General features: G+C 40.4%; 17 protein-coding genes. 12 read left to right on the top strand and 5 right to left on the bottom strand.

Annotated features, from left to right (window positions below; translation table 11 throughout):
- Positions 1-114: 114 nt before the first annotated feature.
- Genes Q9R36_RS02050 through Q9R36_RS02040 form a run of 3 tightly spaced genes read right to left on the bottom strand, consistent with a single transcriptional unit; the run spans position 115 to position 3,794 of the window.
- Positions 115-1,179, bottom strand: a complete 1,065-nt coding sequence (locus tag Q9R36_RS02050) for a Ger(x)C family spore germination protein (protein WP_311224473.1) — start codon at positions 1,177-1,179, stop codon at positions 115-117.
- Positions 1,176-2,300, bottom strand: a complete 1,125-nt coding sequence (locus tag Q9R36_RS02045; RefSeq protein ID WP_311224472.1) for a GerAB/ArcD/ProY family transporter — start codon at positions 2,298-2,300, stop codon at positions 1,176-1,178. Before Q9R36_RS02045 ends, Q9R36_RS02050 begins: the two co-directional genes overlap by 4 nt.
- Positions 2,301-3,794: a spore germination protein gene (locus tag Q9R36_RS02040; protein WP_311224471.1), complete on the bottom strand. Its 1,494-nt coding sequence runs from the start codon at positions 3,792-3,794 to the stop codon at positions 2,301-2,303.
- 621 nt (positions 3,795-4,415) lie between these two features.
- Here Q9R36_RS02040 and Q9R36_RS26095 point away from each other — a divergent pair.
- Positions 4,416-4,634: a hypothetical protein gene (locus Q9R36_RS26095; protein WP_338120348.1), complete on the top strand. Its 219-nt coding sequence runs from the start codon at positions 4,416-4,418 to the stop codon at positions 4,632-4,634.
- 76 nt (positions 4,635-4,710) lie between these two features.
- Here Q9R36_RS26095 and Q9R36_RS02035 read toward each other — a convergent pair whose 3' ends face one another.
- Positions 4,711-4,869, bottom strand: coding sequence for a YjcZ family sporulation protein (locus Q9R36_RS02035; protein ID WP_156917049.1), 159 nt, complete (start codon positions 4,867-4,869; stop codon positions 4,711-4,713).
- A 189-nt stretch (positions 4,870-5,058) separates the two neighbouring features.
- The gene (locus Q9R36_RS02030) at positions 5,059-5,889 is read right to left on the bottom strand and encodes a protein-glutamine gamma-glutamyltransferase (protein ID WP_311224470.1); all 831 of its coding nucleotides are present in this window, start codon (positions 5,887-5,889) and stop codon (positions 5,059-5,061) included.
- A gap of 425 nt (positions 5,890-6,314) precedes the next feature.
- On the opposite strand from Q9R36_RS02030, the gene Q9R36_RS02025 reads away from it, so the two are divergent.
- The 11 genes from Q9R36_RS02025 to Q9R36_RS01975 all read left to right on the top strand — a co-directional run bounded on the left by Q9R36_RS02025 (position 6,315) and on the right by Q9R36_RS01975 (position 18,370).
- Entirely contained in the window at positions 6,315-8,009 is a 1,695-nt protein-coding gene (locus tag Q9R36_RS02025; RefSeq protein WP_311224469.1) for a M3 family oligoendopeptidase, read from the top strand.
- A 205-nt stretch (positions 8,010-8,214) separates the two neighbouring features.
- Positions 8,215-9,183: a tRNA dihydrouridine synthase gene (locus tag Q9R36_RS02020; RefSeq protein WP_035400989.1), complete on the top strand. Its 969-nt coding sequence runs from the start codon at positions 8,215-8,217 to the stop codon at positions 9,181-9,183.
- 220 nt (positions 9,184-9,403) lie between these two features.
- Entirely contained in the window at positions 9,404-9,661 is a 258-nt protein-coding gene (locus Q9R36_RS02015) for a hypothetical protein (RefSeq protein ID WP_009790976.1), read from the top strand.
- Positions 9,662-9,974: 313 nt separating this feature from the next.
- The gene (locus tag Q9R36_RS02010; RefSeq protein WP_311224468.1) at positions 9,975-10,949 is read left to right on the top strand and encodes an SIS domain-containing protein; all 975 of its coding nucleotides are present in this window, start codon (positions 9,975-9,977) and stop codon (positions 10,947-10,949) included.
- Positions 10,950-11,005: 56 nt separating this feature from the next.
- Positions 11,006-12,286: an ABC transporter substrate-binding protein gene (locus Q9R36_RS02005; RefSeq protein WP_311224467.1), complete on the top strand. Its 1,281-nt coding sequence runs from the start codon at positions 11,006-11,008 to the stop codon at positions 12,284-12,286.
- A gap of 64 nt (positions 12,287-12,350) precedes the next feature.
- Positions 12,351-13,235, top strand: coding sequence for a carbohydrate ABC transporter permease (locus Q9R36_RS02000; protein WP_101547554.1), 885 nt, complete (start codon positions 12,351-12,353; stop codon positions 13,233-13,235).
- Positions 13,235-14,125 carry a carbohydrate ABC transporter permease gene (locus tag Q9R36_RS01995; RefSeq protein ID WP_094767354.1) on the top strand — a complete coding sequence of 297 codons (891 nt, stop codon included), beginning with the start codon at positions 13,235-13,237 and terminating at the stop codon, positions 14,123-14,125. Before Q9R36_RS02000 ends, Q9R36_RS01995 begins: the two co-directional genes overlap by 1 nt.
- On the top strand, positions 14,125-14,946 hold the full coding sequence (locus Q9R36_RS01990) for a PfkB family carbohydrate kinase (protein WP_311224466.1): 822 nt from the start codon (positions 14,125-14,127) through the stop codon (positions 14,944-14,946). Before Q9R36_RS01995 ends, Q9R36_RS01990 begins: the two co-directional genes overlap by 1 nt.
- 65 nt (positions 14,947-15,011) lie before the next feature.
- A complete protein-coding gene (locus Q9R36_RS01985) occupies positions 15,012-15,752 on the top strand; it encodes a GntR family transcriptional regulator (protein WP_094767352.1) in 741 nt (246 codons plus the stop codon).
- Between the two features lie 94 nt (positions 15,753-15,846).
- Positions 15,847-16,125: a hypothetical protein gene (locus Q9R36_RS01980; protein ID WP_148950303.1), complete on the top strand. Its 279-nt coding sequence runs from the start codon at positions 15,847-15,849 to the stop codon at positions 16,123-16,125.
- A gap of 304 nt (positions 16,126-16,429) precedes the next feature.
- Entirely contained in the window at positions 16,430-18,370 is a 1,941-nt protein-coding gene (locus tag Q9R36_RS01975; protein ID WP_311224465.1) for a BglG family transcription antiterminator, read from the top strand.
- Positions 18,371-18,442: the final 72 nt, after the last annotated feature.

Genomic DNA, 18,442 nt, shown 5'->3' with positions numbered 1-18,442 from the left:
CAGTCACGCATTTTTTCTAGGTATCTTGGACAGGGTACCAGCAAAGCCGAAGACTTTATAATAGAGAATCCGGCTTTTATTTTATGCAACAATCCTCTTTTTGAACATATTCTCTTAGATGGATAGTGGTTCAAGTTTCAGGTGGCACTCAACTTTAATGTTTGCATTCGCCCAGAACTTGCGCCAGTCTTCTTCTGAAATGGGCTTTGCAAAAGGTGATGTCGCCTGCCGGCCAATTTCAAGGGGATCTACTTTTAATTCTTGGAATTTTTTAAGCAATGAAAAATTTCCCTCCTCCATATAATGCTCAATCTCGTCATTTAATTGATAAAGGCTAGCTTGACTGTCCAGGGTTTTCGCGCCTCGGTATTCATCAATTTTTGCCCGATAATAAACTTTTAAGGTAACAGTATGGTCCATCAGATTTACTCGTGTTTCAACCTTTGAACGGACTTCCCCCAGAGAGACATCCAAAGGATCGATGACCATGTTTTTAAGAAATTTAGGATGGCTAAGAAGCTGAAAAAATTGGTCTTGTTCCTTATCCGTCTGCCCTTTAAGCTTTCCATTGCTGAAAAATCCAGTTCCCTCATAACTAAAGCCTTCTTTATCCATATTAAAAACCGGTATAAAGGGATCTGAAAAAGGAGTGTAGGACTTTTCCATAAATTCATGGATATTAGTAATAGTAATCTCTCCTTCATTATCCTTTTCGTAATGCTTGAGCTTCCTGTAAAGGTAGTAATCCAGATCTTTCTGCTTTTTCATTTGATTTTTCACAAACGCTTCGATATCACCTCTCATAACTACAAGGAAAACACGGTGCGAAACTTCCGGATCGGTTAAGAGCATGTCTACCAAGGGTACAATTTCATTTCTTGCAATTTTTTCATCTATGAACAGCATTCTCAGCTGTCCCAGCCTAATCTCCCGGTAATACTTCATATTAAATTCTTTTCTAGCCTGCTCTAACATTTTGACATCAGCGGAAAAGAATTGTCTTTCTTCGTTCATGGCAGGAGGAACCAGTGTAGAGACAGTTATCCTCTCTTTATCTTCCCCTTCTTCAACTGCCAAAAAGGTAACAGGTGCAATTTCCTCGACTGTATTCTTCTGATCTGTAAAAGAACAACCCGATAAAAGGTATATTAGAGTTAAAAAAATTATGGGTGCCTTCATAGGCGGGAACGCCTCCTCTTCCTTTTATTGGCTGCAAAGAGGAGAGTTGGAACGAGTATGTAGGTAATGGATCCAGTCCATAATTGCAGGTTTGTCCAGCCGTTAAGTTCCTTTCCTTCTCTCCAAAAGAGCTGATCTATTATGAATAGACATCCCAGGACAAATAAGCTGACTGCATATAAACTTCTGCGGGCAGTCTCCTTATACTGGGTTCCTGCAGAAATTCGAATAGCGCCGTATAAGCAAAGGAGAAAGAAGGAGGCAAAGAAAACATATTGGAACATTTGCAGAGAAATCATGATGATTTCTACTCTTTCAAAAATAGGTGACTGAAGGTATTCAACCATATTAACAACTGGAAAACTGATTTTCCCCAAGTACGGCGATCCGAAAAAAAACAGGCAGGCGATAAAAATTACCGTATATTGTAATATTGAAAGTAAATTGGCGATGGATAAATATTTCAGTGTCTTCTCTTTCGCATTGATCCATGGCAGCAATAGAATTAAATATTCCGGGCCTGATAAAGAGGACCAGACCATTAAGGTCCCTTTCCAAGGATGATGAGCCAAATCAACTGGAATCAAAGGGTATAAATCATGAATATCTGCTATAGGAGGAAGGAAATTCGGTATATAAAGAATAATTATCCAAAATGTACAAAAAAAAGCAATTATACCGAAGCGGAGTGTTTTTTCCATCCCTTGACTGGCAATATAGGTGCATGCCAGCATAATAAAAAGGATCAGCCACGGCCGCCGTATAGCTGGAAAAATAAATAAATGAACAATTTCAACGTATCCAAGAACGATAAAACATAACTTGATTAAAATGACAGCAATCCCTGTAAACGCGATTATCCTTAGTATTCTTTCGCCTAAAAGTTTGGCGAATCCTTCATAACCTTGCTGTGGGTCCATATAAGCTAGGCTTTTAGATAAGACAAACAGGTTAAGTTGAGACAGAATCCCTATGGCCAAAATTCCGAATAATAAATACGAATGCTGCAGTAACTTTGGTAACAATAAAACAAAATAGAGCATGTGGGATTGATGGACAAATGTAATTATATAACCATTTCCCAAGTCAGCTGTCTTATCAAATAATTTGATTGCCCCCATTTACTTGTCATCTCCTTGGTTATATCTCCACTTAAAGAGAGGATGCACATGTTTGGGCCGCTTTTTCATCCATGTAATAGGAGCCCGAATGATGAAATCCTTCCAATCCCTCCAATAGAGTGGTGCAACCGGAGCCAAATATGGCTGCTTCAAGCTTGTGAGCCCATTAAGGTGTGCGAGCATGAAAATCAAACCTAACACAATTCCCGGAATGCCGAGCAAGGAGGCTAAAATTAGGAATCCAAATTGAATCAATGTGTTTGTCTTGCTCAGCAGATAATTGGGAACCAAGAAAGAAGCAACTGCAGCTACTCCTACCAAAACAATTAATACCTTGCTTACAAAACCAGCTTCAACAGCTGCCTGGCCGATCACTATACCTGCGATTGTCCCTAGAGTTGTGCTGGTTTTATTAGGCATCCTTAAACTGGCTTCCTTAATGATCTCCAGCACCAGCAGCATTAACAACCCTTCCCAGAAGGGGCTAAAAGGCAATTTACTTCTTGATTCTAATAAAACAAACAGAATCTGAAGCGGGATTACCTGATAATGATAGGTGGTTAAAGCTACATATAGAGGAATTAATAAAAGGGACACCACGTAGCTGATATAGCGGATGCATCGCAGAAAGCTGGCGACTAACCATCGGTGAATATAGTCTTCAGGCGATTGAAAAAGATTAAAAAATGTAATCGGTGCAACTAAAGCAAAGGGTGTATTGGCTACTAGAATCACAATTTTGCCCAGTCCGAGAGAATAGGCACATTGATCCGGCCGGTCTGTCTGCTGAAATTGAGGAAAAACGGAATGGATATGATCCTCCATAAATGCAGCTAATTCTGACTGTTCAAGAATGATATCAAAATTTACTTTTGAAATTTTTTCACGAGCTATATCAATTATATCCGGATTGGCTATTCCCTCTATATACATCATTACTACCTTAACTTTAGTAAGATATCCGACGGAAAAATTCTCCGTTTTGAGTTCTGTGAGAGGAAGCCTTCTTCTAAGCAGGGTGACATTCTGGTCAATCTGCTCCGTAAAGCTGTCTTTAGGGCCGTATAAAATGGTTTCTGATTCCGATTGTTCAACATTTCTCCCTAAAGGATTTTCAAGTGGAACGGCCAACCAGTTACCCACAGTGTCATGAAGAAGAACATGGCCCTGCATCAATAGCTTCTGGGCTTCATCTAGTCCTGTAACGGCATCAGCCTTTGCTGTAAAAAGGCAGGTATGTATCATTTCTTCTGGACAATTTTTGATTGGCTGTATGATGGATTCGTTTAATCTTTCCTGGTCTATCAATGTACTGATATAAATAATTGTAACTTTCCGGTCTCTATTGATTCTGTGTTCTATCAGCTCTCCATCATCCATATTGGAAATCAGGTCCTTAAGAGTTTCAATCGATAAATGATCTCTTTTTTGAAGCAGCATGTTGCCGCCTTTTGTTTCATGCCGGATTTTTTTTAGTCTTTTTGTCCAAAACATGTATTTTATCCTCACCTAAAATCTTTAATTGATTCTGCTCAATAACTCTCTTGATTTCCGGTTTAGTCTGTCCGCGATGACTCTTTTTATCCATTTCTAAATTTAGAAAAAGCGGCTGCTCATCATTAGAAAATATATTTGAAGAGCCTGTATATTGCACGTTGAATTTAATAAGGGTGTTTGTACTTAAGTGAAGGATATATTTCTTATAAGCAAGAGGCAGGAAAACGGGGATTTTATTTCTGCCAAAATAGATGTTTATTATATTAGAGAAGGTGATCTATAACTCCTCCCATAAGAAAGACACCTATTAGTTTGAGGAAAAGAATTGTTGATTATCTATTTATTTTGCTAGTAATGTACGCGGGTTATTGAGCTAAAGGGGCAGGTTCTTTTGTTGAGGGAGGATAGTGATAGAAGGATTTTTATAAATAGAAAAAGAATATAAACATATTCATCCAAAATTAGGGGGATTGTAATGTGGAAAGAATTTGTCAATTCCATTTCTAAGGAATATCATTTTAAAGACCCTGCAACAAAGTTTGAGATTGCTCAAATTCAATAAGAATTAAATGTGAATTACCAGAAGAATTAACTGCCTTATTTAATGAAACAAATGGTGTGTTTGACAACTGGAATTGTCCTTTGGTTTGGCCAGCTTCCCAAATGATTAAGGATAATCTATTTTATAGAAATTTTGAAGATTATAGAGATATTTATATGCCATTTGATCATCTTTTCTTTTTTTCAGACGCAGGCAATGGAGATTTATTTTGTTATTTTGATAGGAAGAACGATGAACGCCTAATAGAATATGAGTTTAATGTTTTTCTTATATAAAAATAAGGCTTGAGGAGTTCCCCAAGTCCCTAGGTTGATCATTATTTTCACTTATTCTTTGCAATAAGCACTGAAGTTAGCATTTTTTATCGCAGTAAAAGCCTGCCCCCACAATGATAAGTAAAATAAACAGAACTACAATTAAGAAAAAATCGTTCCGGTGACTAGGGCAGCTGTAGCTATATGCAGGATATGGAGCTCCATAATCATATGCTGGGGATGTATAGGCAGGCATTGGAGCGGCATTAGGAGCAACGTTTGGAGGAACATTTGCACTAAGAGTCGGCGGTGCGTTAAGATTTGAATACATGTATCATACCTCCCTCGAGTAATGAATTTCTCTATATAGTACTCTCGAAGGTGAGTTTGGAGCCCGTCTATAAAAAAATGGGCGAATGTCCGGGTGATTTGATCTGACCGGTTATTAGATCGAATAATAGAGATAGTGTACATATGAAATGGAGCTTTTGTTATGGTGCACGATTGGACGCTGGGGTTTGTATGCTGCACTGTTCCTTTGCCAGCCTGCCGCTCTTAATAAATACTTGAAAGAAGGCCTGGTCACCAATTTTGTTATATATGCTGATTGATGGCTGTCCGGTTTTCTCGTCTCATTAAGGAGCCGAATCATTTCTTCTGATGTTCTAATATTAAATCCGTGTCCAAACAGCCTGCCATCCTCAAGGAGCACAGCATTAACACCCCTGAAATGTGGTGTTTTTCGATCAAAGTCAGGATTATTTACGTACAGGACGTCTCCAGGTATAAAATGATCAGAGTAAAAGGTGATGATGCCCAGGTCTGTATCTGTATGCCAGCTGTAAAGATAAAGATTTTGAAACAGTGAATTAAACCTTTCGCTGTCGATACTATTCAATATGGCATGGTAATAGATGATTGGAATAGCTGTCGCGCATTCAAATGCATAAAATGAACCGTTTCGAAAAATATCTATAATTGCATCAGCCGGCCGCACATCAGGCCTTAAAAGAAATCCGCCTGCTCTTGTTAATTGCCAGTACCTGGGATTGCAGCGGGCATATTCAAAGCTTGTAAACACAGCCTGACTTTTGTCCATTTCTTTCGCGCTTTGAATGATGTTCTTGCGCACTGTAAGCTCAAAAAGTAATTCATACTCGGAATTATAAGAATACAAAACTGGTGCAGACTGCATCTGCTGCAGGATCGTCTTCTCAACACTTCCAAGCTGGCCATTTTCTTGAATTTGAAAAGGTACCCCTGATATCTGGATCATACAATCCCCCAATTCCTATTTCGCTTTTCTTTGTGCTCATTTCTATCGTATTCTCTTATTTATGAATCATGTTAAAAAGAGCCAAGGGGTCAGGTCCCTTGGCTCAACAAACAAATCCGCTAAGGTAATTGTTGTTTCAGCTTAAGGAGTCTGAGAAGAATTAAGAAGGTACAGCTGATTATGTTTAAACTGGAGAACTTCTGCTCGGTGAAGGTTAGAAGAGGCAAAAAATAATAATGGCAAAAGTACGCATTTCTTCTGAAGATGGCTTAAATGCGCTTCCTTAGCCATTCTTGATGGTTTGGAACAACAGCAGCGATATTATATTTCGAAAAACGAAATTTTTCTTCAAAAATAAAAGGAATTTGTCTCATTCTGCCGAAATATGTACGTATGATATTTTTACTACATAAGGAGGATCTTTGATGAATTTTAATGATTACCCATACACAAGACCTAATATGGAAGAGGCAGAAAGAAATTTTAATCAATTATTAGAGAAGTTCCAATCTGCGGAGTCCTTTGAAGTCCAGGACGCCGTAATGAAAGAAATCAATGAGCTGCGTTCTGAGTTTGACAGCATGAGGCAGATTGTGCAGATCCGTCAGACGATTGATACGACAGATGAGTTTTATAAGAAAGAAAAGGATTTTTTCAATGATGTGGGACCAGCCTACAAGGGTCTGATCACAAAATTTTATGAGGCCCTTACAGCTTCTAAATTCCGCTCTCAGCTGGAGGATAAGTGGGGGAAACAGTTATTCCTATTGGCGGACAGCCAGTTAAAGACTTTTTCTCCTGATGTGCTGAAGGAGATGCAGGAGGAAAACAAGCTGGTTAGTGAGTATGTGGATCTGCTTGCTTCGGCTAAGATCCCATTTGATGGGGAAGTAAAAAATCTGGCTCAGTTAGTTCCTTACCACCAGTCACCTGACCGTAGTGTGAGGAAGGAATCCAATGAAGCGAAGTACAGCTTTTTTGTTGAGCATGCCGATCAGTTGGATGATTTATACGACAAGCTTGTAAAAGTGCGTACCAGTATTGCGAAGAAGCTGGGTTTCTCTTCTTTTACAGAGTTAGCTTATGCCAGGCTTTCACGGACGGATTATGATGCTGAAATGGTAGCAAAGTTCCGTGACCAGGTGAAAGAATATATCGTTCCATTAGCCACCAAACTCAAACAAAGGCAGCAGGAACGTATCGGCGTCGATACATTCAGGTATTACGATGACAGCTTCAGCTTTAAGACAGGAAATCCTGATCCTAAGGGAGATGCGGAGTGGATTGTCGATCAGGCGAAGAAAATGTACGAGGAAATGTCCCCGGAAACGAACGAGTTTTACACTTATATGGTGGAAAACAATCTGATGGACCTGTTAAGTAAAGCAGGTAAAGCTGGCGGCGGATACTGCACCTATATCAGCCAGCATAAGTCACCATATATTTTCGCAAACTTCAATGGAACAAAAGGCGATGTTCGTGTATTAAAGCATGAAGTGGGGCATGCGTTCCAGGTATTTGAAAGCCGTGGATTCGAAGTGCCAGAGTACGGGTTCCCTACGCTGGAAGCCTGTGAAATCCACTCCATGAGCATGGAATTCTTCGCCTGGCCATGGATGGACCTTTTCTTCGGGGAAGATACGGACAAGTATAAATTCTCTCATTTAAGTGAAGCGGTTCTATTTATTCCTTATGGTGTAGCAGTCGATGAATTCCAGCATTTTGTGTATAGCAACCCGGAAGCAAGTCCAGCTGAGCGCAAGCAGGCTTGGAGAGAAATTGAGAAGAAATACTTGCCGCATCGCGATTATGAAGGAAATGACTTCCTGGAAAATGGCGGCTTCTGGCAGCAGCAGGGACATATTTACAAAGTTCCTTTCTATTATATCGATTACACACTGGCTCAAATCTGCGCACTGCAATTCTGGAAGCGTACGCAGGAAAATACTGAAGAAGCCTGGAAAGATTATCTGCATTTATGCAAGCTGGGCGGAAGCCAATCGTTCACAGAACTTGTCAAAGAGGCGAACTTGATTTCTCCATTTGAAGATGGGTGTGTGAAGTCGGTGATTGATGAGATTGAGGCTTATTTGGATACGATTGAAGATAAGGCGCTTTAAAAAGCATAAGGGGATTGGCCGGTTTAAGAGGGCCAATCTCCTTATTTGCTTCAACTTAATATAGTTGGAAATATTCTAAATTTATTTTAGTTTGATTAATCTTGCCCAATCATGCTATAAGTGTATATGGAGCAAAAACTTTTGCCTAAGTTCTGGGATGAAAGTATGATAGAATATCCCATAATGAAAGGATTTGAATATCAGCATGACTAATAATTTCTGGCGTGAATTGCCACGGCCATTTTTTATACTAGCACCAATGGAAGATGTGACGGATGTTGTGTTTCGCCATGTCGTGAGCGAAGCCGCTCGGCCTGATGTGTTTTTTACCGAGTTTACGAATACGGAAAGCTATTGCCACCCGGAGGGAAACCAAAGTGTCCGCGGGCGGTTGACTTTTACCGAAGATGAGCAGCCGATGGTTGCCCATATATGGGGAGACAAGCCTGAGTTTTTCCGGCAGACGAGTATTGGTGTGGCGGAGCAGGGGTTCCGCGGCATCGATATCAATATGGGATGTCCTGTCCCAAATGTGGCTCAGAGAGGAAAGGGAAGCGGCCTGATCCTCCGTCCTGATGTGGCTGCAGATATCGTGCAGGCAGCAAAAGCGGGCGGATTGCCTGTCAGTGTGAAAACAAGGCTTGGCTACACAGAGGTGGATGAGTGGCAGGACTGGCTCACACACATTCTGGAACAGGATATCGCTAATCTTTCGATCCATCTTCGTACCAGGAAGGAAATGAGTGAAGTGGATGCTCACTGGGAACTGATCCCGGAAATCAAGAAGCTTCGTGACCGTGTGGCACCTGATACCCTTTTAACCATCAACGGAGATATCCTTGATCGCCAAGCAGGCCAGCAGCTGGTTGATCAATATGGAGTCGATGGTGTGATGATTGGCCGCGGTATTTTTAAAAATCCATTTGCCTTTGAAAAAGAGCCGAAAGATCATACTCCTAAAGAACTGCTTGATCTCTTGAGATTGCACCTGGATCTTCATGATAAATATTCGAAAGAACTGGAAGCACGTCCGTTCAGGGCTCTTCACCGCTTTTTCAAGATTTATGTGAAAGGTTTCCGTGGAGCGGGCGAATTAAGGAATCAATTGATGAATACGGATACTACGGAAGATGTGCGAACGCTGCTTGATGGGTTTGAGGGGACGATAGAGTAAAAGATTTAAGCATATGAAACAAAGTGACTGGGGAGTACAGGTTCATTTCATCAGCAGCACCTAAACAGGCTGAGACTTCAACTGATGTTGAGGTCTTGTTTTTTTCCGGTGGAGCTCAGCAGTCATCACGTGAAATTTACTGAGATGAATCCAGAGGAAAATTTTCGACGGATGAAAAAGAAATGACATCTCTAGAAATGCGCAGAGAAGGGTTTGAAGGATGCAAAAAAATCTCGTCTTGATGCTGGTTTTCCTGGCTTTAATCGGGCTAGGTACAAAAATATACTATTATTTCTTCTGGGAACAGGAAACTGAAGAGGAATATAGGAACAGAATGTTAGAGACACTTGATGAATGTCCCAGCCGGAACGGAAAATCAGGGTATTTTTCCAGAGGCACAAGAGTTGGGAAATATGATGGCGATTCAATTGAATGTGAAGAAGCATATGAATTCATGGATAAGCTATTAGAAGAATAGCTATATAGAACCTCATGACGTGGTGTCTGCCGCTTCCCGTTTTGTCGACTAAGACAAAAGGGAAGAGGCAGGCATCTTTTTTTCAATCAATGACAGAATCAATAAAAATCCTACAATATAATATAAAGCTTGTCGGAATTTGCATATTAAAATATACAGAAAATTTCAAATATACTGTTGACGTATAACATCATATGACGTACTATAATTATCAATATGATGTTATAGGACATCATAAAAAACCGGAGGTGCTAGTATGACACAATCAGTTTCTAAATCGCCAATCAAAAACAATAGTAAGGAGGGGGGAGTAATGAAACAGGAGCATACTAATCAAATCCAGATGGCCATTGAAGCCATTGAGAACAAAAATGTACAGAATGTGTTTTTCGTAGCATGCGGCGGATCGATGGCATCTCTATCTTTTGGAGATTATTTCATCACAAAAGATACGGGGAAACCGAGCTTTGTTTATACCTCTAATGAATTCGTCCATTTAAATCCCAAAGCACTAAATGAAAACAGCCTGGTTATCCTGCGCTCCCATTCAGGGACTACGCCAGAAACAGTTAAAGCAGCTACATATGCCAGGAGTAAAGGAGCTCTTACTGTAGCCATTTCTATGGATGTTGAATCTCCGCTCTGCAAAGAAGCAGAATATGTCCTTCACTACAATTACAAAGACGGATCAGATGCCATTGACGGTGAAATAGGAATCTATTACACATTCATTTTCAAGCTGTTAAAGATTTTTACTGGTGACGAAAAGTATGAGAGAGGAATTGAACAGTTAAGCAATCTGGGAGATTTGATCGAGAAGAACCAGCAGCTGTTTAGAGAAGCCGCTTTTGAATTCGGCAAACGCAATAAGAGGGAGAAGACCATCTATACGATGGCAAGCGGGGCCTATATCCACCATGCCTATTCCTTCACCAGCTGCCTGCTGATGGAAATGCTGTGGATCCATTCAAATGCTATTCATTCCGGAGAGTATTTCCATGGCCCATTTGAAATTACAGACTTTGATGTTCCATTCCTTCTGATCGCGGGTGAAGGCCCTAGCAGGCCACTGGATGAGCGGGCACTGGATTTCGTAAAGAAGTACAGTGAGAAAGTAGAAGTAGTAGATGCTTCTAAATTTGATTACAGCGGAGTCGATGAGGATTTGAAGGAGTACTTTGGCCCGGCCTTAACAGGTCCCGTCATGAGGCTTTATGCTGATGGCCTGGCAGAACATACAGGACATCCTCTTTCAGTAAGAAGATACATGTGGAAAATGGAGTATTAATTCTATTGGAATTGGTGTAAAATCTTTAAAAATAACTATATCAATGAGGCGATCATATGAAAAAAATGTTCAGCATTCTTTTAGTCGGCATTATCGCGGCCGGTATTATGGCAGGATGTAACTCATCTGTTGACTCAGGCTCAAAATCGAATGGCGATGATGTAGTTATTGATTTCTTCCACCGCTGGCCAAATGAACCAAGAAAATCATTCTATGATCAAAAAATCAAAGAGTTTGAGGAATCACATCCTGGTGTCACTATTAATGTAGATTCTGTCTTGAATGATTCTTATAAAGAAAAGATACGGGTTTTAGTATCAAATGATGGCCTTCCGGATATTTTCTCTTCCTGGTCAGACTCTTTCGCTGAAAATCTGGTAAGTTCCGGCCGGATTAAGGAACTTAATGACATCATGAATGAAGACACAGAGTGGAGCGGCAGTATTCTTGAGTCCCAATATGCCGGATTTACTTTTGATGACAGCACATACGGCATTCCTTTTACAGTAGATGGAAAAGCCTTCTTCTACAATAAGGAGATCTTTGAGGAAAATAATATTAAGGTTCCAAAAACATACGATGAACTGGTGGATGTATTAGAGCAATTAAAGTCTGCGGGTTATGAAACGCCTGTTGTCGAAGGGCTGACGAATGCCTGGGCTATCTCACACTACTTGGGTACCATTTTTGATAGAGTAGTAGATCCTGAGGTGCGGGAGGCAGACTATATTCTGGAAAGTGATACACCATACACAGATGAAGGATATATCCGCGGTTTAGAAATATTCCAGGAGCTGACTGGTTTTATGGGAGATGTATCTACCGCTATTGACCATGAAGCTGCCAGAAATATGTTTGCTGCTGGAGAAGTGCCAATTTTGTATATGCAATTTGCTGAAGTAGGATTGGTTCAGGACATTGGCGATGTAGACATTGGATTTTTCAACTTTCCGGAAGTTACGGATGGGGCAGGACGGGCTGATTCGCTGACTGGTGCGCCTGAAGGCTGGATGCTTAGCAAGGATGCTCCTAAAGAAGCGGTTGAATTTTTGAAATTCCTGACTTCCGAGGAAACGGCTCAGGAATTTACGAAAACAGATGGCCAGCTGAATGCTGTAAAGAATGGCGTGACTGAGGAAAACACAAGTCCTACCAGCTATGAAGCCTATCAAATAGTGCTGGATGCAGCATCGACAGCACCATGGTTTGACAATGCCGTTGATATTACGATTGCCGACATCTTTATGCGCGGAGGCCAGGAGCTGGCTACGAAACAAAAAACGCCGGAAGATATTATGAAAGAGGTTCAAAAAGAAGCAGCGAAAAAGAGCGAGTAACAGAGGATGGCCCTGACATTCGGGTGTCAGGGCTTTCTAATTATCGGGAAAGTGGGTAATAAGTATGAAATTAAGAAAAATGTCTTTGACGCCAATTCTCTTTCTTTTGCCAACTGTACTATTCCTGGGCATTTTCATCTACATACCACTCATTCAGAACTTTTATAACAGCTTCTTCGATTTCAACGTATTTTCAGATTCAAAATCCTTTGTGGGCATGAGTCATATAAAGCAATTATTTGAAGATGAAGTAGTCGGAATCGCATTATGGAACAATGTGAAATATGGAGTTATTTCAGTGATTTTTCAAATATTCTTTGCCTTAATCCTGGCAAGTATTCTTGAAGATAAGTTGTTTCGCAGAGTCGCTCCAGCCCTCAGAATCATCTACTTTATCCCTGTGATGATCTCCATTTCTGTTATCGCCCTGCTGTTTGGTTTTGTATATAATCCGCAAATTGGATTGTTAAATAGCTTCCTCGAGTTAATTGGACTCGGCGATCTTGGAAAACCATGGCTTGGCAATTCGACAACGGCTATCTATAGCGTTATTGCCATGTCCCAATGGCAGAGTATCGGTTTAATTACAATGCTTTTCATTGTAGCCATTCAAAAAATCCCTCATGACTTATATGAGGCATCCCATATAGATGGTGCAGGAAAAATACGCCAGTTTTTTCACATTACTCTTCCCCAGGTTAAGGAAACGATGTTTGTCAATCTGCTGATTACCGTTACTGGCTCCATCCTGGTCTTTAATGAGCCCTATATCCTGACTAATGGGGGGCCAGGGAACAGCTCGATGACATTGGCGGTTCATATGTATCAGAATGGATTCTTCAAAGACAATATGGGCTATGCTTCTTCAATCGCCACAACCATGTTTCTGCTGTCGGCAATCTTTGCTTTAATTCAGATTAAAGTGTCTAAAACAGGAAAGGAAGATTGATGATGAAAATAGAAAATCTTCAAACCCAAGAGTTAACTTTCCCGGCCGTAAAAAAAAGGCAGCTGACTCGTAAAACGCGGCTTTCCAGAAATTTAGTTTTCCTGGGATTACTCATTTTCGCCATCATGATCCTCTACCCGCTTTTTTGGATGGTGATCTCTTCATTTAAAAGCTATAAGGAGATTTATTCAAATGTTTGGGCGCTCCCCAGCGAATGGCACTTTGAAAATTATGCATTAGCATGGGAAAAAGGGATTCAAAATTACTTTTTGAACAGTGCTTATGTTACTGGCTTTTCCATTCTGCTTACAGTTATGACAGGTACAATGGCAGCCTTTGTTCTGGCCAGATACCGCAGCCGCTGGATAGATGCAGCTCTTCTATTTATCATTGGCGGTTTAATGATGAATCCACAGGTGGCTCTCATTCCTTTATTTGAGATTTTATCCCTGTTTAATCTAATCGATACAAGATGGGCTTTAATCCTGACGTATGTCGCTTATCGATTGCCCCTTACCATTATACTGATCCGCGCTTTCTTCATTACCATACCTCATGAGCTGTCAGAATCTGCCTTGATCGATGGCTGCAGTGAGGTTGGAATCTATTGGAGGATATACTTGCCGCTGTCCATTCCGATTGTGATAACTTCTGTTATTATTAACGCCTTTTATGCTTGGAACGAGTTCTTATTTGCAACAGTATTTATTAATTCCAGCGAACTGAAGACGATTCCATCAGGGCTGATGGTCTTCCGGGATGCATTGCGAACGGATTGGGGTGTCCTGTTATCAGGCATGGTCATAGCATCAGTCCCAATGGTTCTATTATTGATTGCTCTCCAAAAATATTTAGTACGAGGCCTTGCAGAAGGCTCGGTGAAAGGATAATGACGATGAAATTAATGGCTGTGGGTGACAATGTTGTAGACTGCTATTTGGACCGGAACGAATATTTTCCTGGCGGCAATTGTGTGAATGTCGCTGTAAATGCCAAGCGGAACGGTGCTAGCCGTGTCGGCTATATTGGGATATTTGCAACAGATGAACCTGCCCGGCATATAAAGCATGCACTTCAGCAGGAGGGGGTCGACTTTCAGTTTTCCAGGGATGCTATTGGCATCACAGGCCAGCCCAAAGTCGCGCTGACGGAGGACAATGACCGGGTGTTTGTGGGAGGGCCTAAAGACACTGTCCAGCACCGGTTCAAAATTCAGCTGATTCCGGAGGAAATTGATTATATCAAGCAATTTGATGTTTGCCATGTGAGCTGCTATTCGTCGATGGAAAGCGAACTGGCAAAGATCGCTAAAGAGATTAAAGTTTCGTATGATTTTTCAAACCGGAAAGACCTGGAATATATATCATCAATAGCCCCATCTATCACTTATGCCTTTTTCTCAGCTGCAGAATTATCTGAAGCAGAACTAAATGGATTTATTGCAGAACTTGCCCCTTTCGGTTTTGAGATTATAGGTCTGACGCGGGGAGGAGAGCCGGCTGTATTCGTCCATCAAGAGAATATTTATAAGCAGAAACTGAGGAAAATTAATGTTGTTGATACAATGGGGGCAGGAGACAGCTTGATTGCAGGCTTTCTGACTGAATATGCCACGAGCGGCGATGTAGAAAAGGCTCTTGAAAAAGGAACCCTTTCTGCTGAAAAGACATGCCAGGAATATGGGGGATTTGGGTATCCCGCAAACATGTGATTCTTTTTATTTACGGGCGGATTCATGTATAATTATTGTAAAATTGAGATATTGAGGCGTTGACAATGGAAAAAGACAATCTAAATCGAGATCAGCTTTATTTATACGAAGAGATCATGACCGGACTCATGCACTATATTAAAAGCCATGGACTAAAAGAGGGAGATCGAATCCCCACCGAGAAAGAATTGGGAGATTTATTCAAAGCCAGCCGCATATCTATCAGACGCGCCATCAAGGAATTAGTTGACGAAGGTACTCTTACAATTGTCAGAGGCAAGGGCACTTTTGTAAGTGCCCCAAGAAAAGAAATTCATTTATTGGACCTGCAGGGTTTTACCGAAGGATTAACAACCGAAAATGACACGATAACGAAAGATATCATTTCCATCCAGAAAATCAAAAGCAATCCGGATTTAGACAAGATTTTTAACAGCCGGTATAAGGAGTATATTGAACTTGTGCGAAAAGTCTACCGCAATGACCAGGCGCTAAGCGTAGATTACGCCTATTTGCCTGTTGATCTTTATCCAGGCATCGAAGAAAAAATAACGCCAGAAAGTTCTACTTTTGCTATTATTCATGATGAGTATGCTGTTAAGTTTAAAAGAGTCCGCAAAAACCTGGAATTTGTCTATCCAGACGAAGAATTGCAAACACACTTAAAAGTGAATAATTTCAATTTACTTGTCCTGGTGGATAAAGTGATTTATGGTGAACAGGATCTGCCTGTCCACTATTCAAAGTACTATCTGATTGCTGAACGTGTACAGTTGAGGTTAGAGCATATTATTAATCCTGAATGATCTATAACTATACTTCCGGACTCAAAATCCCTTAGAAACGAAAGTTTCTGGAAGTTATGGGTAAAAGTACTTCTCAGGGGGGCGGATGAGATAAGTGGAGTTTGAAATAGCGAATTACAATATCACAAGATCATCTGGTTTTAAGGGATTTGGAATCAATTTTGAAGTGGATGGCAAGGCTTTTGTTTTCCTGCTTGGCAATGATAGCCATCCTTTCCCAGTAGGAGTAAAACATCAATTTAGACTAAAAGGCAATTGCCCACTTTGCGGGAAGGTTATTTTTCCATCACCAATTGGGCAGCAGCCGTGTACATATTTTGCTTATAATAAGCAACAGGATTTATTGGTGTATTTTGCGCCATTTTTGCCATAATACTAAAATTGTTTTGATTGATTGCACTTATAGGGAGACTGCTCTGAGCAGCTCCCTATTTATTTTGCCGGGTGACGGGTTAATGGTCTATTTACCCCAATTTTTTTTGTGAAAGTGCCCAAATTAAACTTTTTTCTATTAAAATGGTATTAACTTAATATATTTCTGATAATTTAGATAACTAAGCATTTTTAATGACAAGTATTTGGATCCTGGAAAATAACTTCCAGATGTTTACTTATAACAATAGTTCTAAAGAATTACAAAATAGATAAAAAATACTGTTGGTGGGGGGAAGATTAGAATGCTGAATACCCGAATGAGCAGTATTCTAAAAGCTTTAATAGAAACAGATGATGTAATCACAAGCGAGTACTTGGCAAATATCATACAGGTTACTTCCCGTACAATCAGGAATTCAATAAAAGAGTTAAATATGCTGCTTGCTGAAAATGGCGCTGAAATTAAATCGGTCCGCGGAACTGGATATAAATTGACTGTTGGGGATGATGCCAAATTTCAAAATTTGCTGGCTCAAGTTGCAGGAGAAGATTCATTAAAAAGCGGGCATATACCGAACCTTCCGGAAGATCGTGTCCAGTTTCTGATCAAGCGGCTTCTTTTTGCTGATAAATATGTGAAACTGGATGACCTGGCTGAAGAATTATTCATCAGCAAATCTTCCATTCAAAATGATTTAAGAGAGGCCAAAAGGATTTTACAGCAGTATGCTATTACAGTTGAGAAGCGGCCGAATTATGGTCTCAAGTTAAAGGGAGATGAAGTTAAACTTCGCTTTTGCATGTCCCAGTATATTTACAATCGGGAAAAAACGGTCCTTGACCTATTTGAAAGCCGCATGTCCATTCTTCCAAAAGAAGAAGTCCAGCTGATCAGAAATATTATTCTTGATCAAGTCAGGGTAAGCGGTATATCACTTTCCGACATGGGCCTGAATAATTTGATCACTCATATTGCCATTGCCTGCTGCAGAATACGATGTGAAAAATATGTAATGATATTCCCGAAAGACATGCATGAAATCATAAACCAAAAGGAGTATATAGTAGCTTCTGAAATAGTCCAGGAAATAAATAAACATCTTTTCGTAGAGTTTCCAGAGTCGGAAATTGCCTATATAGCCATTCATTTAATGGGGATCAGAATGATTGCTCATTTTCATTTGAATGAAACAGAAATACGCAGTCTTGTTGATGAGGAAGTCTTTAATCTGGCAAAAAAAATCCTGAGTATGATTGAACAAAAGCTAAAGCTGGGCATTAAAAATGATAAAGAATTATTTGTTAGCATGTGTTTGCATCTTAAGCCCGCATTAAATCGGTTCCGATTCGGCATGAATATCCGGAACCCGATGCTGGATGCGATAAAAGCTAACTATCCGGTAGCCTTTCAGGCAGGCGTCCTGGCTGGAATTTGTATCAAAGAAGAATATGGATACCAAATTGGTGAAAGCGAGGTCGCATATCTGGCTCTTCACTTTGGTGCGGCGATGGAGAGAGTCAAGGCAAACCATTCAGTCAAACGCTGTCTGATTGTCTGTGCTTCAGGAGTCGGCAGTGCCCGGCTTTTATACCACAAGCTGGAGTCCCAATTTGGTTCCAGGCTGGAGCTGGCAGGAACAACAGAATATTATAAAATAAATGAAATCCCGCTGGATAAGATCGATTTTATTGTCAGTACAGTTCCCATTGCCTCTGAGCTTCCAGTCCCGGTCATTCAGGTGAACACCATACTTGGGGGAACAGATTTATTAAAGATTGAAAGAGTACTGGATGATTATACCGGACAGTCTTTCGCTTATACAAGAAAAGAGCTGGTTTTCCTGCAGAAGGAATTTGAAACAAAGGAAGAAGTTTTAAAGTTTCTGGCACGTGAATTAACAGATCTAGGTTTGACTGATGAACACTTCTTACCTGCTGTTTTGGAAAGGGAGGAAGTTTCTCCAACTTGCTTTGGAAACCTGGTTGCCATACCTCATCCGATTATGCCGCGAACGGATGAAACGTTCTGGGCCATATGCACACTTCAGAAACCTGTCGACTGGGATGATAAGCGGGTTCAATTTGTTTGTTTGCTATGTGTAAGAAAAAACAGTAAAGAAGACTTGGTCAATATGTACAAGCTCCTGATAGAAGTAGTAGAGGACAGCACTCTGGTACATCATTTATTGAAATGTAAAACCTATAAAGAGTTTATCTCTGTTTTTCTAAGCAAAAAAAAATAAAAGCCGTTCCACCATGCCAGTCAACTTGGCATGGTGTTTTTAAGTTTGTAAACAAACGAAATGACGAAGAAG

Source organism: Bacillus sp. AG4(2022) (genome assembly GCF_031844465.1).
Lineage (GTDB): Bacteria > Bacillota > Bacilli > Bacillales > Cytobacillaceae > Bacillus_AB > Bacillus_AB infantis.
Note: the sequence above shows the minus strand (reverse complement) of the source record. Positions and strands in the feature narration are given on the sequence as shown.